At 48.8% G+C, this 15,731-nt stretch carries 12 protein-coding genes and 1 pseudogene; all 13 read left to right on the forward strand.

From position 1 onward, the window contains the following. The first annotated feature begins 220 nt into the window (after nucleotides 1-220). The 13 genes and pseudogenes from KJS69_RS28920 to KJS69_RS28980 all read left to right on the forward strand — a co-directional run bounded on the left by KJS69_RS28920 (nucleotide 221) and on the right by KJS69_RS28980 (nucleotide 14,886). The gene (locus KJS69_RS28920; protein WP_213587654.1) at nucleotides 221-562 is read left to right on the forward strand and encodes a winged helix-turn-helix transcriptional regulator; all 342 of its coding nucleotides are present in this window, start codon (nucleotides 221-223) and stop codon (nucleotides 560-562) included. Between the two features lie 356 nt (nucleotides 563-918). Beyond that, nucleotides 919-1,608: a GntR family transcriptional regulator gene (locus tag KJS69_RS28925; RefSeq protein ID WP_213587656.1), complete on the forward strand. Its 690-nt coding sequence runs from the start codon at nucleotides 919-921 to the stop codon at nucleotides 1,606-1,608. Nucleotides 1,609-1,641: 33 nt separating this feature from the next. Then, on the forward strand, nucleotides 1,642-2,523 hold the full coding sequence (locus KJS69_RS28930; protein ID WP_213587658.1) for a carbohydrate ABC transporter permease: 882 nt from the start codon (nucleotides 1,642-1,644) through the stop codon (nucleotides 2,521-2,523). Next, complete coding sequence (locus KJS69_RS28935; protein ID WP_213587659.1) at nucleotides 2,520-3,359, forward strand: carbohydrate ABC transporter permease; 840 nt, start codon at nucleotides 2,520-2,522, stop codon at nucleotides 3,357-3,359. The genes KJS69_RS28930 and KJS69_RS28935 overlap by 4 nt, the downstream gene beginning before the upstream one ends. Before the next feature lie 128 nt (nucleotides 3,360-3,487). Beyond that, nucleotides 3,488-4,828, forward strand: coding sequence for an ABC transporter substrate-binding protein (locus KJS69_RS28940; RefSeq protein WP_213587660.1), 1,341 nt, complete (start codon nucleotides 3,488-3,490; stop codon nucleotides 4,826-4,828). Between the two features lie 61 nt (nucleotides 4,829-4,889). Next, nucleotides 4,890-5,765 (forward strand): annotated as a pseudogene (locus KJS69_RS30400) (NAD(P)-dependent oxidoreductase); the annotation flags it as partial. Nucleotides 5,766-5,782: 17 nt separating this feature from the next. Next, entirely contained in the window at nucleotides 5,783-7,066 is a 1,284-nt protein-coding gene (locus KJS69_RS28950; RefSeq protein WP_213587666.1) for an AGE family epimerase/isomerase, read from the forward strand. Nucleotides 7,067-7,082: 16 nt separating this feature from the next. Next, nucleotides 7,083-8,357: a nickel pincer cofactor-dependent isomerase, group 22 gene (locus tag KJS69_RS28955; RefSeq protein ID WP_213587668.1), complete on the forward strand. Its 1,275-nt coding sequence runs from the start codon at nucleotides 7,083-7,085 to the stop codon at nucleotides 8,355-8,357. Nucleotides 8,358-8,573: 216 nt separating this feature from the next. Beyond that, a complete protein-coding gene (locus KJS69_RS28960) occupies nucleotides 8,574-10,322 on the forward strand; it encodes a sensor histidine kinase (RefSeq protein ID WP_213587670.1) in 1,749 nt (582 codons plus the stop codon). 29 nt (nucleotides 10,323-10,351) lie between these two features. Continuing rightward, on the forward strand, nucleotides 10,352-11,398 hold the full coding sequence (locus KJS69_RS28965; RefSeq protein ID WP_213587672.1) for a response regulator transcription factor: 1,047 nt from the start codon (nucleotides 10,352-10,354) through the stop codon (nucleotides 11,396-11,398). A 98-nt stretch (nucleotides 11,399-11,496) separates the two neighbouring features. Beyond that, entirely contained in the window at nucleotides 11,497-12,402 is a 906-nt protein-coding gene (locus KJS69_RS28970) for an ABC transporter permease (RefSeq protein WP_249730760.1), read from the forward strand. A 19-nt stretch (nucleotides 12,403-12,421) separates the two neighbouring features. After that, nucleotides 12,422-13,291, forward strand: coding sequence for a carbohydrate ABC transporter permease (locus KJS69_RS28975; RefSeq protein WP_213587674.1), 870 nt, complete (start codon nucleotides 12,422-12,424; stop codon nucleotides 13,289-13,291). 32 nt (nucleotides 13,292-13,323) lie between these two features. Further along, complete coding sequence (locus KJS69_RS28980; protein ID WP_249730761.1) at nucleotides 13,324-14,886, forward strand: extracellular solute-binding protein; 1,563 nt, start codon at nucleotides 13,324-13,326, stop codon at nucleotides 14,884-14,886. The last annotated feature ends 845 nt before the right edge of the window (nucleotides 14,887-15,731 follow it).

Below are 15,731 nucleotides of genomic sequence, written 5' to 3' on the forward strand. Positions count from 1 at the left end.
CCTTAGTTTCACGTGGTTCGCTCCTTGATCTTTAGTCGCTGTTTTATATACTTCTACACGAGGGGCCGGAATTCCTTACCAGCACCAAAAAAAATATCTCCCGTTGACGAGAGACCTAAGTAGTAACGAAAAAACATACTAAGTACGAAATAATATACTGCTTCTACTTTCAGCTCCGTAATGTAATAATTGAGGATAATTAAGGGGGGCGCCAAGAAAAATGGAATTAAAGCAAAGGGAACATGTGAATAAGCGCGGAATTATTACTACGCTGCAAGTGATTGGCGGGAAGTGGAAGCCGCTCATATTATTTATATTGCTGCATGAAGGAACAAAGCGATTTGGCGAGCTCAGGAAACTTTTGCCGGAGGTCACCCAAGGAATGCTGACGAATCAGCTTCGCGAGCTGGAAGGGGATGGATTAATCACGAGAGTTATTTACAAAGAAATTCCTCCCAAAGTGGAATATTCGCTATCTGAATACGGCCGAACATTAGAGCCTGTTCTTACCGTGATGTGTAAATGGGGGATGCTGCATATGGAAGACGAATCGGGAACGTGATTTTTTGAAATATAAGAAAGTATAAGTTTTGACCTTATACCTGTTCTTATATTTCATCGGTAAACGCGCCTGTCCAAAGGACGGCGATAGCCGTTTATCCTTGGGGAGATAGTTAGCTTCGCAGGGAAAGATCGGGCGATAACAGACATCATAGGGAATTCTCATCGCTTCCGCGAAGAAATTTTTTGTAACAAACCTGGGAGGATACTCGCTTCCGGGTTTATTTGCCTTGAATATCATTTTGGATCGATGTATTGCAACTAAAATGATGGCCAGAGAGGTTGACCAGAAAAAAACAAGTATGGTAGTATACTAGTATACTAGTTGAACAAGTGAAGTGAAGGGTGTGTCAGTACATGATTCTACAGTCGCGACAAGGTTCTACCCGAGATTATGTGTATGGAATTGTGAAGAAGAACATTCTTAGTCTGAAACTGGAGCCTGGTACGATGATTTCGGAGAAAGAGATTGGCGACAAACTGGAAGTAAGCCGAACGCCGACTCGGGAAGCGTTTATGAAACTGGCAGAAGAAGGCTTGATTGTCGTATATCCGCAGAAAGGATCGTTTGTGTCGCTCATAGATATCGATCAGGTGGAAGAAGCACGGTTTGTCCGTGAAAATATGGAGGTCGCTGTTCTCCGGATTGCCTGCAACACTTTTACAGAGCATGACATCGCGGAAATGGAAGCGCTTTTAGCAGAACAGCGTATCATCTCTGCCCAAGATAACAATTATGAGAAGATGCATGAGCTGGACGAGCAGTTTCATGAGACGTTTTTCAACAAGTGCGGCAAACAGCGTACCTGGTCTGTCATTCAACAAATGCTGTCGCAGTACAAACGGTTTCGGAATTTGTTGTTGGCGGTGTACTTCGATTGGGAGATGATTATCGCTCAGCATACCCGCATCGTGGACAGCATCCGTGCCCGGGATCCCGATCAGGCGGAAGCCGCATTGCGGGAGCACGTCAAATCCCGCTTTGAAAAAGCGGAGCTGCTCGAGAAATATCCGAACTACTTTTTGAAGAATGATACCACCTTGTAACACGATACACTATGACACTAGAAGGGTGATGTTATGATTTCGGGCTGGATTGATCGCAACATCCGCTACATTTTTTCCCTGCCCGCCGTCATTTTCGTTGCATTAATGGTTGTTTTTCCATTGTGCTATACGGCGTGGCTCAGTTTGCACGAATGGAGTATGTCCGGCACGACCCCGCCGTTGTGGGTCGGCCTGGACAACTACATCAGCTTGATGGGCGATTCGCGATTCTGGCTATCGGCATGGCGTACGATTTACTTTTCGTTCGGCGTCATTATCGTTGAGACCGTGCTTGGTGTCGGATTGGCGGTTTTCCTCAACCGCAGCTTTCGTTTTAAAAATGTTGTGAAAACGCTATTTTTGTTGCCGATGGTATCGACTCCTGTTGCGATTGCCATGGTATGGATGCTGATTTATGAACCGACGGTCGGATTTGCCAACTTCTTTCTTGGCAAATTGGGGATAGAACCGCAAGCTTGGCTGACCTCGTCGGATACCGTTATGCCGTCTCTCATGCTGGTCGACGTATGGGAATGGACACCGATGATTACACTGATCGTGCTCGCGGGAATGACGACGCTTCCAAGCGATCCGTATGAATCCGCCGTCGTGGATGGCGCATCGAAATGGCAGACGTTCTGGCACATTACGATTCCGATGCTGATGCCGACGATTATTGTGGCCATGCTGCTGCGCATGATTGATGCATTGAAGACGTTCGACTTGATTTATGCCACAACGCAGGGCGGACCGGGCAATTCGTCCGAGACGCTGAATACGTACGGATATTTGCTCGGTTTTAACTATTTCAAAGTCGGGATGGGCTCCGCACTGATTATAATGTTCCTGCTGCTCGTCGCACTGATCAGTTTGCTGTTTGTCTACGTAAGGAAAAAGGCAGGTGAGATGCTATGACAAGTGCAGTCGCAAACAAGAAACGGTCGCGCTTGCATACGTCTATCTTGTTCTATGTCAGTTTGCTGCTGATCCTGCTTGTTGTCTGCTTTCCGTTCCTATGGATGATTCTCGCGTCATTTAAAACTCAAGTCGATATTATGGCTACCGAGCGGTTTCTGTCGTTTACGCCAATTATGGACAACTACAAGACGGTATTCAGCGAGTATGAGTTTGTGAAGCCCATCCTGAACAGCTTTATTGTCGGGCTGTCATCGACGCTTCTGTCGCTTCTGCTCGGATTGCCGGCGGCCTACTCGATCTCCCGTTATCGGCAAAACATGCTTGGCCTTGTGATCTTGATGGTCCGCTTTATACCGGGGATTACGTTCCTGATTCCATGGTACGTCATCTTCTCGAAGATGGGGCTGGTCGATACCCATTTCGCGTTGTCACTAAGTCATTTGCTGATCAACCTGCCTTTCATCATTTGGCTCATGATCCCGTACTTTGATTCTTTACCGCGGGAATTGGAGGAAGCGGCGATTGTGGACGGCTCGTCGATATTGGGACTATTTCTACGAATTATTTTGCCGCTGTCGGTTCCCGGGATCATTACTGCGTCGCTCCTGTCGTTTATCTTTTCCTGGAACAACCTCGTCTTCTCTATGGCACTTGCTGGCGGGAATACGCAAACATTGCCATTGGCGGTGTTCAATTTTATCTCGTATGCCGCCATTGACTGGGGTGCTTTGATGGCAGCAGCGGTGTTGATTACGGTTCCGATCCTTGTTATCTCGCTGCTCAGCCAACGGTTCATTATTCAAGGGCTTACGGCCGGAGCTGTCAAAGGTTAAGCGGGGTTGGAGCACTTGAAGGAGGTGATCCGCGGCAAACCAACACAATGAACCGCTTGCTTCATGTGGAACGACCGAATCAAAAAAGGGGACAACGACAAAATTTGAACGCTGGAGGGAACAACATCATGCAATTATCCATGTGGGGAAAACGTACGGCAGCAGCCGTTGCAACGATGATGCTGGCAGGTTCATTGGCCGCTTGCGGCAGCGGCGGAGTGAAAGACCCCGGCACGCAGCAAGGTGCCGGCGGGGATCCGGACAAGCCGTATGCAGGGACAGAAATCCGGTTCGTCATGGCCGTTCACCCGTGGCTCGATACGATCAAGACGATGCTGCCGGAATTTGAAGAGAAGACCGGTATCAAAGTGAAGGTGGAGTCGTTAAGCCAGGAGCAGACGAGCAACAAGCTGGCGGTCGAGCTATCTGCCAAAACTTCATCGCTTGATGTCATGTTTATCCGTCCGTTGGATGAGACGAAGCTGTTTGCCAAAAACGGCTGGGTCGAGCCGCTCGATCCTTATGTAAGCCAGGACGAGGCATTTGACTTGGATGACTTCATCCCATCCTCCCTGGATTCGTCCCGCTTCGACGGCAAATTGACAAGCTTGCCGATTACGACCGAGCGGGAAGTGCTGTACTACCGCAAAGATTTATTCGAGCAAAAAGGCATTGCGGTGCCCAAAACGATGGAGGAGATGATGGCAGCAGCCGAGCAGTTGACCGATGCCAAAGCCGGCATATACGGCTTCGTTGCACGCGGCCGAAAAAGCGTCGCCGTTACGCAGTTCTCTGGTTATTTGTACAGCTTTGGCGGTCAATTCCACGATGGCGACAAGGCCACTCTCAATACGCCGGAAGCAATGAAGGCGTACGAGTACTACGGCGGCATGCTGAACCAATTCGGGCCGCCCGGGGCGATCAACATGCACTGGACGGAAGCCGCCGCGGCGTTCGCGCAGGGCAAAGTGGCGATGTTTACGGACGCGGATGCTATTTACCTGAACGTGGCGGATCCATCGAAATCGACGGTCAGCGATCAGGTCGGCTATGCGATGTTCCCGGCAGGCCCGGCGGGTGCGAAGCCCTATAATGTCAGCTCCGGTGCGCTAGCGGTGAGCAGCTTCTCTAATAACAAAGAAGCGGCTGCCGAGTTTGTCAAATGGGCAACAAGCAAGGAAATCGTGCTAAAAACGCAAAAAGCGGGCAACCCGGGCGCACGTCAATCGGTTTGGAACAACCCGGAATCGACGAAAGACTACCCGGAAGATCTCGTCAAAGTCATCAACGAAAGCACGAAAATCGGCGTCGGCATCGACCGTCCGCAAGTCATTGGCGTGGCAGAAGCCCGTGATATGATCAGCGGCCCGATTAGTGCGGCTATCGAGGGCAAGGACATTCAAAGCGCAGCAGACAAGGCACAAAAAGATTTCCAAGCGCTGATCGACAAAGAAAAAGCGTCCCAGTGACGGATTTAGGGGCGGCAGCGCTAACTGCTGCCCCTCATTATTTCGGAGAAGGAAGGAAAGAGAGATGGAAACAATCGGATTTATTGGTTTGGGAAGGATGGGGAGTGGTATTTGCCACCAGTTGATCGGACATGGTTATCAGGTGGCGGTATACGATATCCATGCAGCCAGTCTGGAGCCATTTCAATCGAAAGCGACGATCGCTTCAAGTATCGAACAGCTCTTGCAGCACAGTGAGGTCATTTTCCTTTCTTTGCCAGGGTCCCCGCAAGTGGAGGAGATGATTGCCCAATTTCTATCGATCGGTGTCGCGGGCAGAACGATCGTCGACCTAAGCACAAGTTATCCGCTTTCTTCGCAGCAGCTTCATGAGCACGTTCACGCCGCTGGCGGGCAATTTGCCGACGCGTCGCTCACCGGAACGCCGAAGCACGCCGAAGAGGGCAGCCTGATCGTGACATTTGGCGGCGATGAAGCAACGTTTGCGAAATGCGAGCCGATCATTGCGACGTTTGCTTCCCGTGGCGTGCATCATGTCGGCGGTCCGGGAGCAGGCAACATCGCGAAGCTCGTCAATAACTATTTGTCGATTATGTACATCTCGCTGTATGCTGAAATTTTCCCGCTTGCCGAGAAGATGGGATTCGATACGGGAAAATTGTTTGAAATCATTGGACAAAGCGGCGTAAACTGTGCTATGTATCAGAGTAATGCAGCTAAAATCGTCAACCAAACGTATACACCTTCGTTTGCGCTGGATTTGGCGCTAAAAGACATCTCCTATGTGAAAAAATTGTTTGACGAGCATCAAATCCCGGCTTTCGTGCTGGATGGCGGGCTGAGCTTGCTTCGCATGGGGCATCTGAAGGGCTACGGCGGCCATGATGTCTCGGAGATGGGGCGCGTAGTCCGCGAGATGATGGGAACCGGGGAATAAGAGAAGGAGCGATAGGGATGAAACAAGCGTTGCAACCTGGGGAACTGCAACAATTCTATGTCGATCATTTGAAGCGGGTACTGTTGCCGTTCTGGTTGAAATCGACGGATACGGAAGATGGAGGCTTTTTCAATTGTTATGACAATACAGGGTCACAGCTTGTGTCGACGGACAAATATACGTGGTCGCAAGGACGGTTCGTCTGGATGTACGCCAAGCTGGCTTCGATGAAAGGGGATACGTTCACCGAAGTGGAGCGCGCGCAGTTTCTCGGGCTTGCCGGACAAGGTGCGGCATTTTTGATGAAGCACTGCTTGCTGCCAAACGGTAACTGTACGTTTGTTATGGACAAGAAAGGAGCGCCCAAGCTCGTTCCTCCCAACGATCGATACGATTCCAGCGTATTTGCGGATTGCTTTGTCGTAGCTGGTTTGTCCAAATACGCCCTGGAGTCCGGGGACGAAGCAAGCATCCGGTTTGCCCGTTCGTTGTACGGCTCGATTGTAGAACGCATTCGCAGCGGCAATTATGAGATGGCTCCTTACCCAACGCCGGAAGGCTACAAGTCGCACAACATCCCGATGATTTTGCTCAATGTGACGCAAGAGCTGTTGGAAGCTGAGGAACGATTCTCACATGCGGAGGCCGATATCGAATCGCTTCGCAGCAATATGCACGGGTTTCTGCAAGAAATTATGGAACAGTTTCGTCAGGAAGACGGCGTTGTGCAGGAAATGATCAGTACGGCGAATGCGCGTGTGGACACACTGCTCGGACGCTACTGCAATCCCGGGCACACCATTGAAGATATGTGGTTCGTTATTCATGCGGCGCGCAAGCTGGGCGTTCTGGACCATTACGGCGTCAAAGCATGCGAGACGACCCAAAAAATGATCGAGATCGGCTGGGATTCCGACCAAGGCGGCTTGCTGCTGTTCGTCGATCGCGACGGCGGCCAGCCGCGTGGGTCGCTCACCGGTATTGAGCAGACCGCGATGGCGCAGCAGGTGTCCAACAATTGGGACAACAAGCTGTGGTGGCCGCATTCCGAAGCGCTGTACACGACTCTGCTTTGCTACAGCATGACGGGCGACCAGGCTTTTCTCGACGATTATTGGAAAGTACACGACTATACATTCCGCACGTTCCCGAACCCGGACGAACAGGTGGGCGAATGGATCCAGATTCGGATGCGCAATGGCGAACCGATCAACAAAGTTGTCGCGCTGCCGGTCAAAGATCCGTATCACATTATTCGCAATGTCGTCTACATCGTGGAGCTGCTGCACGGAATGAAATGAGAGGCAGGTGTTGTGAATGAGCATCATCCGCAAACTGCTGGATCCGATTCCGGTCCCGGAGATGGTCCGGATTCGGCAGCGATTTGATGCGGCTGCTATCGCAGATCTTCCATCCCATATCCGACAGCAACTGCGAACGCCGGGTACGCTGAATCGCATTCAACCCGGTCAGCGTGTTGCTGTAGCGGTGGGAAGCAGAGGGATTCAGAATTTGGCGCTTATTGTGCGCACGACGATGGATCAATTGAAAGCCGTTGGCGCACAGCCGTTTATAGTGCCTTGCATGGGCAGCCACGGCGGGGCGACCACAACGGGGCAAGTGGAGATTCTGCGCCAGTTGGGCATTACAGAAGAAGCGATGGGTGTACCGATTGCCGCTTCCATGGACGTCGTGCAGCTCGATATGCTGCCCAACGGGCTGCCGGTGTACGCGGACCGGTACATGGCGGAGGAAGCAGACGCCATTGTCGTCATCAACCGGATCAAGCCGCATACGGCATTTCGCGGTCCGTACGAGAGCGGCGTCTTGAAGATGGTCGCCATTGGCATCGGCAAGCAAAAAGGTGCCGAAGCGATTCATCAGATGGGCTTCAAGCATATGGCGGAAAACATGCCCCAAGCGGCGCGTCTGCTGATGCGGAAGCTGCCGATCGTATTCGGACTGGCGATTGTTGAAAATGCGTATGATCAGACGTGCAGGCTGGAGGCACTGCCGGTGGAGCAGTTCGAATCAAGAGAGAAAGAACTGCTGGTCGAAGCGAAGGAACGGCTGCCGAAGCTGCTCATTCCGCAAGCCGATGTGCTGGTCATCGACTGGATCGGCAAAAATATTAGCGGCGACGGGATGGACCCGAACGTCACCGGGCGGTTTCCGACGAAGTATGCGTACGGCGGGCCGGATATAACGAAGATTGTAGCGCTGGACTTGACGCCAGAGTCCAAAGGAAATGCAGCCGGCATCGGCCTGTCGGATTTTACGACGAAATGTCTCGTCAGCAAAATGGACGCGGAAGCAACCTATGCAAACGGACTGACCTCGACCGTCTGTTTGCCGTGCAACATCTCCACGACGCTGGATAACGATCTGCTGGCCATCAAGGCAGCGGTCAAGACGAGCAACATTCTCGATTACAAGACGTGCCGCTTGATGCGCATTCGCGATACGCTGCATTTGGGCGAGATGATGATCTCGACCGCACTGCTGGACGAAGCGCGCCGGCATCCGGACATTGAGGTGCTGTCCGATCCGTTCCCGCTCGCCTTTGATGCAGAAGGCACCTTGGATAAGTAGTCTGTCCTGGAGTTTGATCATAGAGCAGCGTTTTGAAGCCGATACAAGCTTTGAAACGTTGTTCTTTTTGCTTTGCTCTGATCTGCAATCGGTTGTCCTTTTCGTACTCGTCCCGATTAGAAGGAAACAAAAGATTTCATGTCGAATGTACTTTAAGATTTGATATCATCCTGGAATTGAACTAAGTACGCAGACACACAGGAGGCTTCCCAAGACATGAAAACGCTTTCGATAAAAACAAAGCTTCTTTTGTTAATCTTTTTGCTTTTGCTGCCTTATTTGCTATTTAATATTTTTACTTATATCCGTTTGGAAAAGCAAATCGAAGTGAATGCCATGCATTACAGCGAACAGCTCGTCCAGCAGTTGAACAGCCGGCTGGATACCTATTTTGACGACCTGGAGCGGTCGTCCCTTCCCATTATTGTTCATCCTCTCGTTCAACAATTAATGGATATTTCTCCAGAAAAGGAAGACTACCCATATTTTCACCTGTCCGAACGGATCCGTGAGGAAGTCATTCCTTCCGTTATATTCGATCGGCCGGAAATATACGGATTTAAGATTGTGTCGGATCAAGGGGCGACTATCGGAAATTTCAGAGGGCTGCAGAACGGAAGCACGAGTGTGAATAATTGGGATGAAATTCCCAATCACCGGTACAAAATCATTGAAGTCCATTATTTGGATTCCGCTCCGATTTTAACGATTGCGAGAAAATTTTGGTCCACTCCCTCTTACCGCCACTCGGGGCTGTTGGTGTTTGAATTAAGGCTGAATCATTTAACTCAGCATTTTACCGAGGTTGAACTTGGACCCTCGGGATTTTTACAGGTTATCGACGAAAACGGGCAGATTCTTTTTCATTCTCAACAAGAGGAAGCAGGCCAACTTATGGAGACCACGAATCTTGAAATGTCAAAAGGGATGAACACAGGCTCGTTCATTACGAGGAACGACAAGAATGCAAAGCGGATTGTTTCGTTCGATCGTTCGGGTTTGACCGGCTTGACGGTGATCTCTCAAATTCCCTTTGAAGATTTGACGGCGAAGCCGATTGTTCGCCACATCAATACATGGATCCATTTGGCATTTATTGCGATGATTATAATAGGTGTCAGTTTATTTTCCTTCTCGTTGACCCAATCTGTTTCGCATTTGCAAAAATTAATGAGGCAGGCTGAAACGGGCAACCTGCATGTGAGAGCACCCGACAATCGGCAGGATGAAATCGGACGGCTGAATAGAAGCTTTAACCATATGGTCGGGCAAATCAGACATCTGATTGAAGTCATTCATAAATCAGAGCTGAGAGAGAAGGAAGGGGTAATCAGGCAAAGGGAAGCTATGCTGCTGGCGATGCAATCGCAGATCAATCCCCACTTCTTATACAATACGCTGGAAATTATTAATTCTTACGCGATTGTGCAAGAGGTGATGCCTATCAGCCGAATGGCGACCGCGCTGGGAGAGATGTTCCGCTACAGCTTTAATGAGCAGGCGAAGGTCACGCTGCAGGATGAAATGGATCATGTCAGCCGGTACCTCGAAATACAACTTGAGCGCTATCCGAAATTAGAGGTTCAGCAGGTGTTTGATTACGATGACCTGAAAGCCGTCAAGGCCATTCGTCTTATCGTCCAGCCCATTGTGGAGAACGCCTTCAAGCACGGGTACTCCAAACACTTCCTGAAGCCGGACTATATAGGGATCTTCGGTGAGGCTTGCCAGGACGGCTATAAGATCACCATATCCGATCGCGGGAAGGGCATGGACCCCCGTCGATTAGAGCAATATAACGAACTCCTGCACCAACCTCCGGACGAACAAGTCCAGCCGGATGGCATTGGTCTGTGGAATGTTCACCAGCGCATACGCTTGACCTATGGCAAGCCTTATGGTCTGACCATTATTAAATCCGGAGCACACGGGACGGATATTGAACTGAAGCTTCCCTATGCATGATATGACCAAAATGAGAGAGGGGATCCAAGATGTACTCGGTTCTCGTAGTTGACGACGAATATATGATTAAACGCAGTTTGACTAAAATGATCCAGCAGGATCACAAACGCTTCACCATCGTGGGAGAGGCTGAAGACGGGCAAGAGGCTTGGACGAAGATAGAGCAGTTAAGACCCGATATCCTGGTTACGGATGTTTGTATGCCGATAATGGACGGGCTCGCCTTGATTCAAGCCGTCAGAGAGAAGTACAAGTTCATTGAACCGATCATTATTTCCGGTCACGATGAGTTCGCCTATGCGCAAAAGGCGGTACAGTTCGGCGTCCATGACTATTTATTGAAGCCGCTTCGTCCGGATACGCTGTTTAAAACATTGGACGGTGTGTTCGCGAAACTGGAGGAACGGAATCAACGATTCGCCAGACATGGGGAATGGACGGCCCTATGCCGTGATGCGGCGAATAGAATTGTGGAGCATATGATGCTTTTCAACGAAGGCAGGATTGTTGCGGAATTAACAAATTGTCATCAGCTCATGCTGAATATGGAAAAAGATTTGGCTCCGTATCCGCTTAAAAATATGGTTCAAGATCTAATCTCTGCCTGCCATTCATTGCTTGTGGAAAAATATGGTCCAAACTGCCTTGAAATCACACCTTTGAACGCGGCAATGCTGTCACCGGATCATTACTATAATCAAATGAGGGCTTCCATCTTACGCATGATGAACGAACTGCGCAACAAAAAGAATCTGAAGGTCAATTTAAAAATTAATCAAGCTATCGAATTAATTAATCAGCGCTTTACAGCCGCTCTATCGCTGGAAGAGATTGCGCAGGCGGTTGGGCTGACCCCTTCTTATTTCAGCAGCGCATTCGGCGAATCTGTCGGGATGAGCTTTGTCCAATATGTAACTCAACTGAGAATGACCCGGGCTCAAAAGCTGTTGAAAGATTCTTCACTTAAAACCTATGAAGTAGCCGAATCCGTCGGTTATTATAATTATCCGCATTTTTCACGTGCATTTAAAAAACATACGGGCTTATCCCCGGACCAGTTCCGAAAGCAGACGTAAAAAAACGCAACATTTTAAAAAATAGATCATGTCCATATTCAAGCAGTAAAAATATAATAATGACAGCGCTACCAAACCATTGTGCAAAGGAGGAGTCTATGCAATCTTTACAACGATTCAGGGTAAGGAATTGGCCGTTGTATACGATGATCTTGCCGGGAGTGCTCTATTTTGCCGTTTTCAAGTACATTCCCTTGACCGGAAGCATCATTGCTTTTCAAGATTACAACGTATTCGACGGTGTATGGGGAAGTAAATTTGTAGGGCTGAAGCATTTCGTCAATCTGTTTACGTATCCCGAGTTCTACAGCGTACTGACCAATACGGCATTAATCAGTCTGTATAAGCTTTTTTTCGGCTTTCCGGCTCCTATTCTTTTGGCTCTGTTGTTGAATGAGGTCAGGAAAGCCTTGTTCAAAAGAACGATTCAAACAGTGCTTTATTTGCCTCACTTTTTGTCCTGGGTCATTGCCGGGGGGCTGATTATCAATTTTTTATCGCCAAGCTCGGGAGTTGTGAATGAAATTATACGCTCCTTTGGCGGTGAGCCTATTTTCTTTCTTCAAGAGCCGAAATATTTTCGATCCATTATTGTCGGATCGGGGATATGGAAAGAGGTCGGCTGGAATACGATCATCTATCTGGCTGCCCTTACAGGCATTAATCCGGATTTATATGAGGCCGCTGAAGTCGATGGGGCAGGGAAGCTTCGCCAGGCCATCAGCATTACGCTTCCCTCATTGATGCCGACGATCATTGTTCTGTTGTTATTAAACATCGGCAACATTTTGGATTTGGGATTTGAGCAAATCTATATGTTCCTGAACCCGCTAGTGTACGATACGGGAGAGGTGTTTGATACGTATATTTATCGAATCGGTTTATTGGGTGGACAATTCAGCTATACGACTGCTATTGGTATTTTTAAATCTATCGTCGGCTTTATCTTATTGTTCGGAGCTAACTATATAAGTAAAAAGGTGACGGATAATTCTATCTTCTGAACATGAAGGGGGCTCGCGCATGATTGGAATGACCAAGGGGCAAAAAGCCTTCTCTGTATTCAACCTCTTATTTTTGACTCTGTTAAGCCTATCGATGCTGTATCCGTTTCTATATGTGCTGGCAGGCTCCTTCAGCAGCGGTCAAGCGATTTCACAAGGCAGAGTGACGGTTTTTCCGATTGACTCGACCTTGGCGAATTATACAGCGGTACTGAGCAATCCGGGGATCTGGCGTTCCTTTGGGGTGACGCTTTTTATTACAGCGGCGGGAACACTGGTTAATTTGCTCCTTACGGCGCTGATGGCCTACGGATTATCGCATCGGGAATTGAAAGGCCGCTCGCTGATCCTCATTCTGGTGCTGTTTACAATGATCTTTCAAGCGCCGATGATCCCGAGCTATCTGCTGGTGAAATCCATGGCGATGCTCGATACCCTCTGGTCGCTGATCCTTCCTTCGGCGATTAGCGCGTTCAATCTCATCATCATGATCTCTTTCTTCCAGAACATCCCCCAAAGCTTATTGGATGCGGCCAAAATCGATGGTTGTGGAGAATATCGGACTTTATGGAAAGTTGTGTTACCGCTTTCAATTCCTTCGCTATGCACGATCGGACTATTTTATGCGGTCGCCCATTGGAATGGTTATTTTCAAGCCGTTATGTACATTACGAAGCCCAAGCTTTACCCGCTTCAGCTCAAGCTGCGGCAGCTCATCGTAGAGAATCAGGCGGAACAAATGATGCAGACGGCCTCCTTGACGCTTCAATCGTTGGAAGGAATTAAAATGGCGACGATTATCATTGCTTCTGTTCCTATTTTGCTCGTCTATCCTTTCATCCAGAAGCATTTCATTAAAGGCGCCATGCTAGGTTCGATCAAAGGATAACCCAAAACTTCTATATGAGGGGGAAAATCGCTATGAAAAGGATCATTTTCATTAAAATATCCGCCATACTCTTGCTGGCCGGTCTGACCGGTTGCGCTTCCAACACGGAGGTTAAGGAGGGGAAGCCCAATCCATCCGGAGCTGCAGGAGGAGAGCAAGCTCCCGCATTGCGTATCGGACAGACGACTGCCGGCCAACAGTATATTGAGGCTTCGCCGGATATTAACAAGGATAAGTATGTGGAGAAAATACGAGAGCTGTCGGGCATTAATATTCGAATCGATCCTTTGATACCTTGGCAGGATTACAAGCAAAAGATGAATTTGCTCTTCGCCGGCGGGGATTTGCCGGATCTATTGCAAACCCAAGGGATCAATGTAGCGGAAGTTGCGCCGGCTGTGGACCATGGGGCTCTGCTTCCCTTGAATGATTTGATTGAGGAGTACGGCCCTAATCTGAAGAAGAACATCCCGGAAGAGGCCTGGAATTCTCCTAAGGTAAGCAAGGATGGGAAGATCTACGGCATTCCCCAGTCTATGTTTGTACGCAACGATAACGTGGTGTATGTGCGCAAAGACTGGCTGGATGCGTTAGGACTGGAAAATCCGACAACGGTGGATGATTACATCGAAATGCTCCGTGCCTTCAAGGAAGGGGATCCGAACGGCAACGGAAAGCCTGATGAGATTCCGTATAGCGGCCGGGCCAATTTTGCCTTCACCAATATTTTTTTCGGCGCCTATGATGTCATTCCGGACGGTTGGAAATATGAAGACGATCAATTAGTGCCTAATTTTATTCGACCAGGCATTAAGGATGCGCTGGAGGTGTACAAGCTTTTATATCAAGAAAAGCTGTTGGATAACGAGTTTATGGTCCAGCAAGGAAAGGACTGGGATGCCAAGATCAAGGGGCAAGGAACCGTTGGCATGTGGCAGCACGCGGCGACTTATCCCGACAAATGGCTGATGGAGGTTCAAGCCAATACCCCTTCTGCGGAGATTGTCATTCTCCCGGCGCCGGTCGGGCCTGATGGCAAAGGCGGCGCTAACAGAGGGTCCTCGGTAGGGATGGTATACGTTATTCCCAAATCGAATGAAAACCCCGAGATTGCTATCAAGTATTTGGACTGGCTGTTTAGTGATGAAGCGAAGCAATTCCTGACGTATGGAATGGAAGGGCAAAACTATACGATGGAAGGCAATAAAGCGATTTATAAATATCCGGAGTCCCAGGAAGAAATTTATGAAGAGCAAATGTACAATATTTTCCTCGATTATATGGGGCAAAGGTACCTGGAAAACCAGGATTTTATGGCCGGGCGCAATCAAGGCGAGCTCATTGTTGAAGCCATGACCATTGCGAATAATGAAGGCCGGGTTAACGACGGGTTGGATATGCCGGCGCTGCCGACGATGCAGGCTCGGCCGGAATTAGCCTATGACGGTCTATGGATGCAATTCGCGGCCAAAGTGATAACCGGAGAAGAGTCGCTGGACGGGTTCAACAAATTTGTCGAAGACTGGAAAAAGCGTGGCGGTAATGAACTGATCAAGGAAGCAACAGAGTGGTATAAAGAGACGTATCAGAAATAATTATTTTAGTCCCTAAGCATTCATTGCTTAGGGGCTTGTTTTTATATCAGAATGCGCAAATAATTAAATTTTATTGTCCCTGGCAAAACCATTCGATAAGTAAGAATTAAACACTTCGAAACAATACAGGGGCATTTAGATAGTATCGGGACCTTGCAGTGATTGGAGCGCGACGGGATCAGGTTCTTTATTTTCGCCTGGGAGAAGGGTAGCGTCAACTGTATTTTATGTAGGTAAATTGAAGCGAATGAGGCAAATTGGCTGTATTAAGTGGAAAAACTGCATTTAAAATGGCGGAATTTTGCGGATATCCCTCTTTTGGCCCAAAACAGATGGAGGTTTTCCATTTAGTTTTCGTTTTCGACCTTAAACGAAGCAAATTAGCTGCATGAAATCCATTTAGATTCCCATGCTGCGAGTAGACTATGCGAGTAAACTGTGCGAGCAGACCCCCGTGTCTGCCGTAATGAGCAGAACGGTGATGCATCACAGCAACTGTCTTATTTTGCGACTTTGATCCAGCGTCAACTCCAGCAATGAATAGCTAAAATTGCATGATTACATAAAGGCAGTGTGGCGATGTCAAGTGCGAAAGTTGAAATTATAATAATTTAATATAGCAACAGGAAGCATCTCATAAGTTGAGATGTTTTTCATGGGTGACGAGCTTGATATCCCGGCAATCGGACGCAGCAGGCCCGGCCCAGAATAATCGCACGAGAATCGCGCCGGGGAGTGCCCCAAGCTTCTAACGAAACTGGGCAGCCTTATTTGTGCAAAATCGGGCGCAGCGGGATTTTAACGAATCTTGGCAACGCAATGAGCGGAAAAAGCGATAAAAGGAT

This window comes from Paenibacillus sp. J2TS4 (assembly GCF_018403245.1).
Taxonomy (GTDB): domain Bacteria; phylum Bacillota; class Bacilli; order Paenibacillales; family NBRC-103111; genus Paenibacillus_L.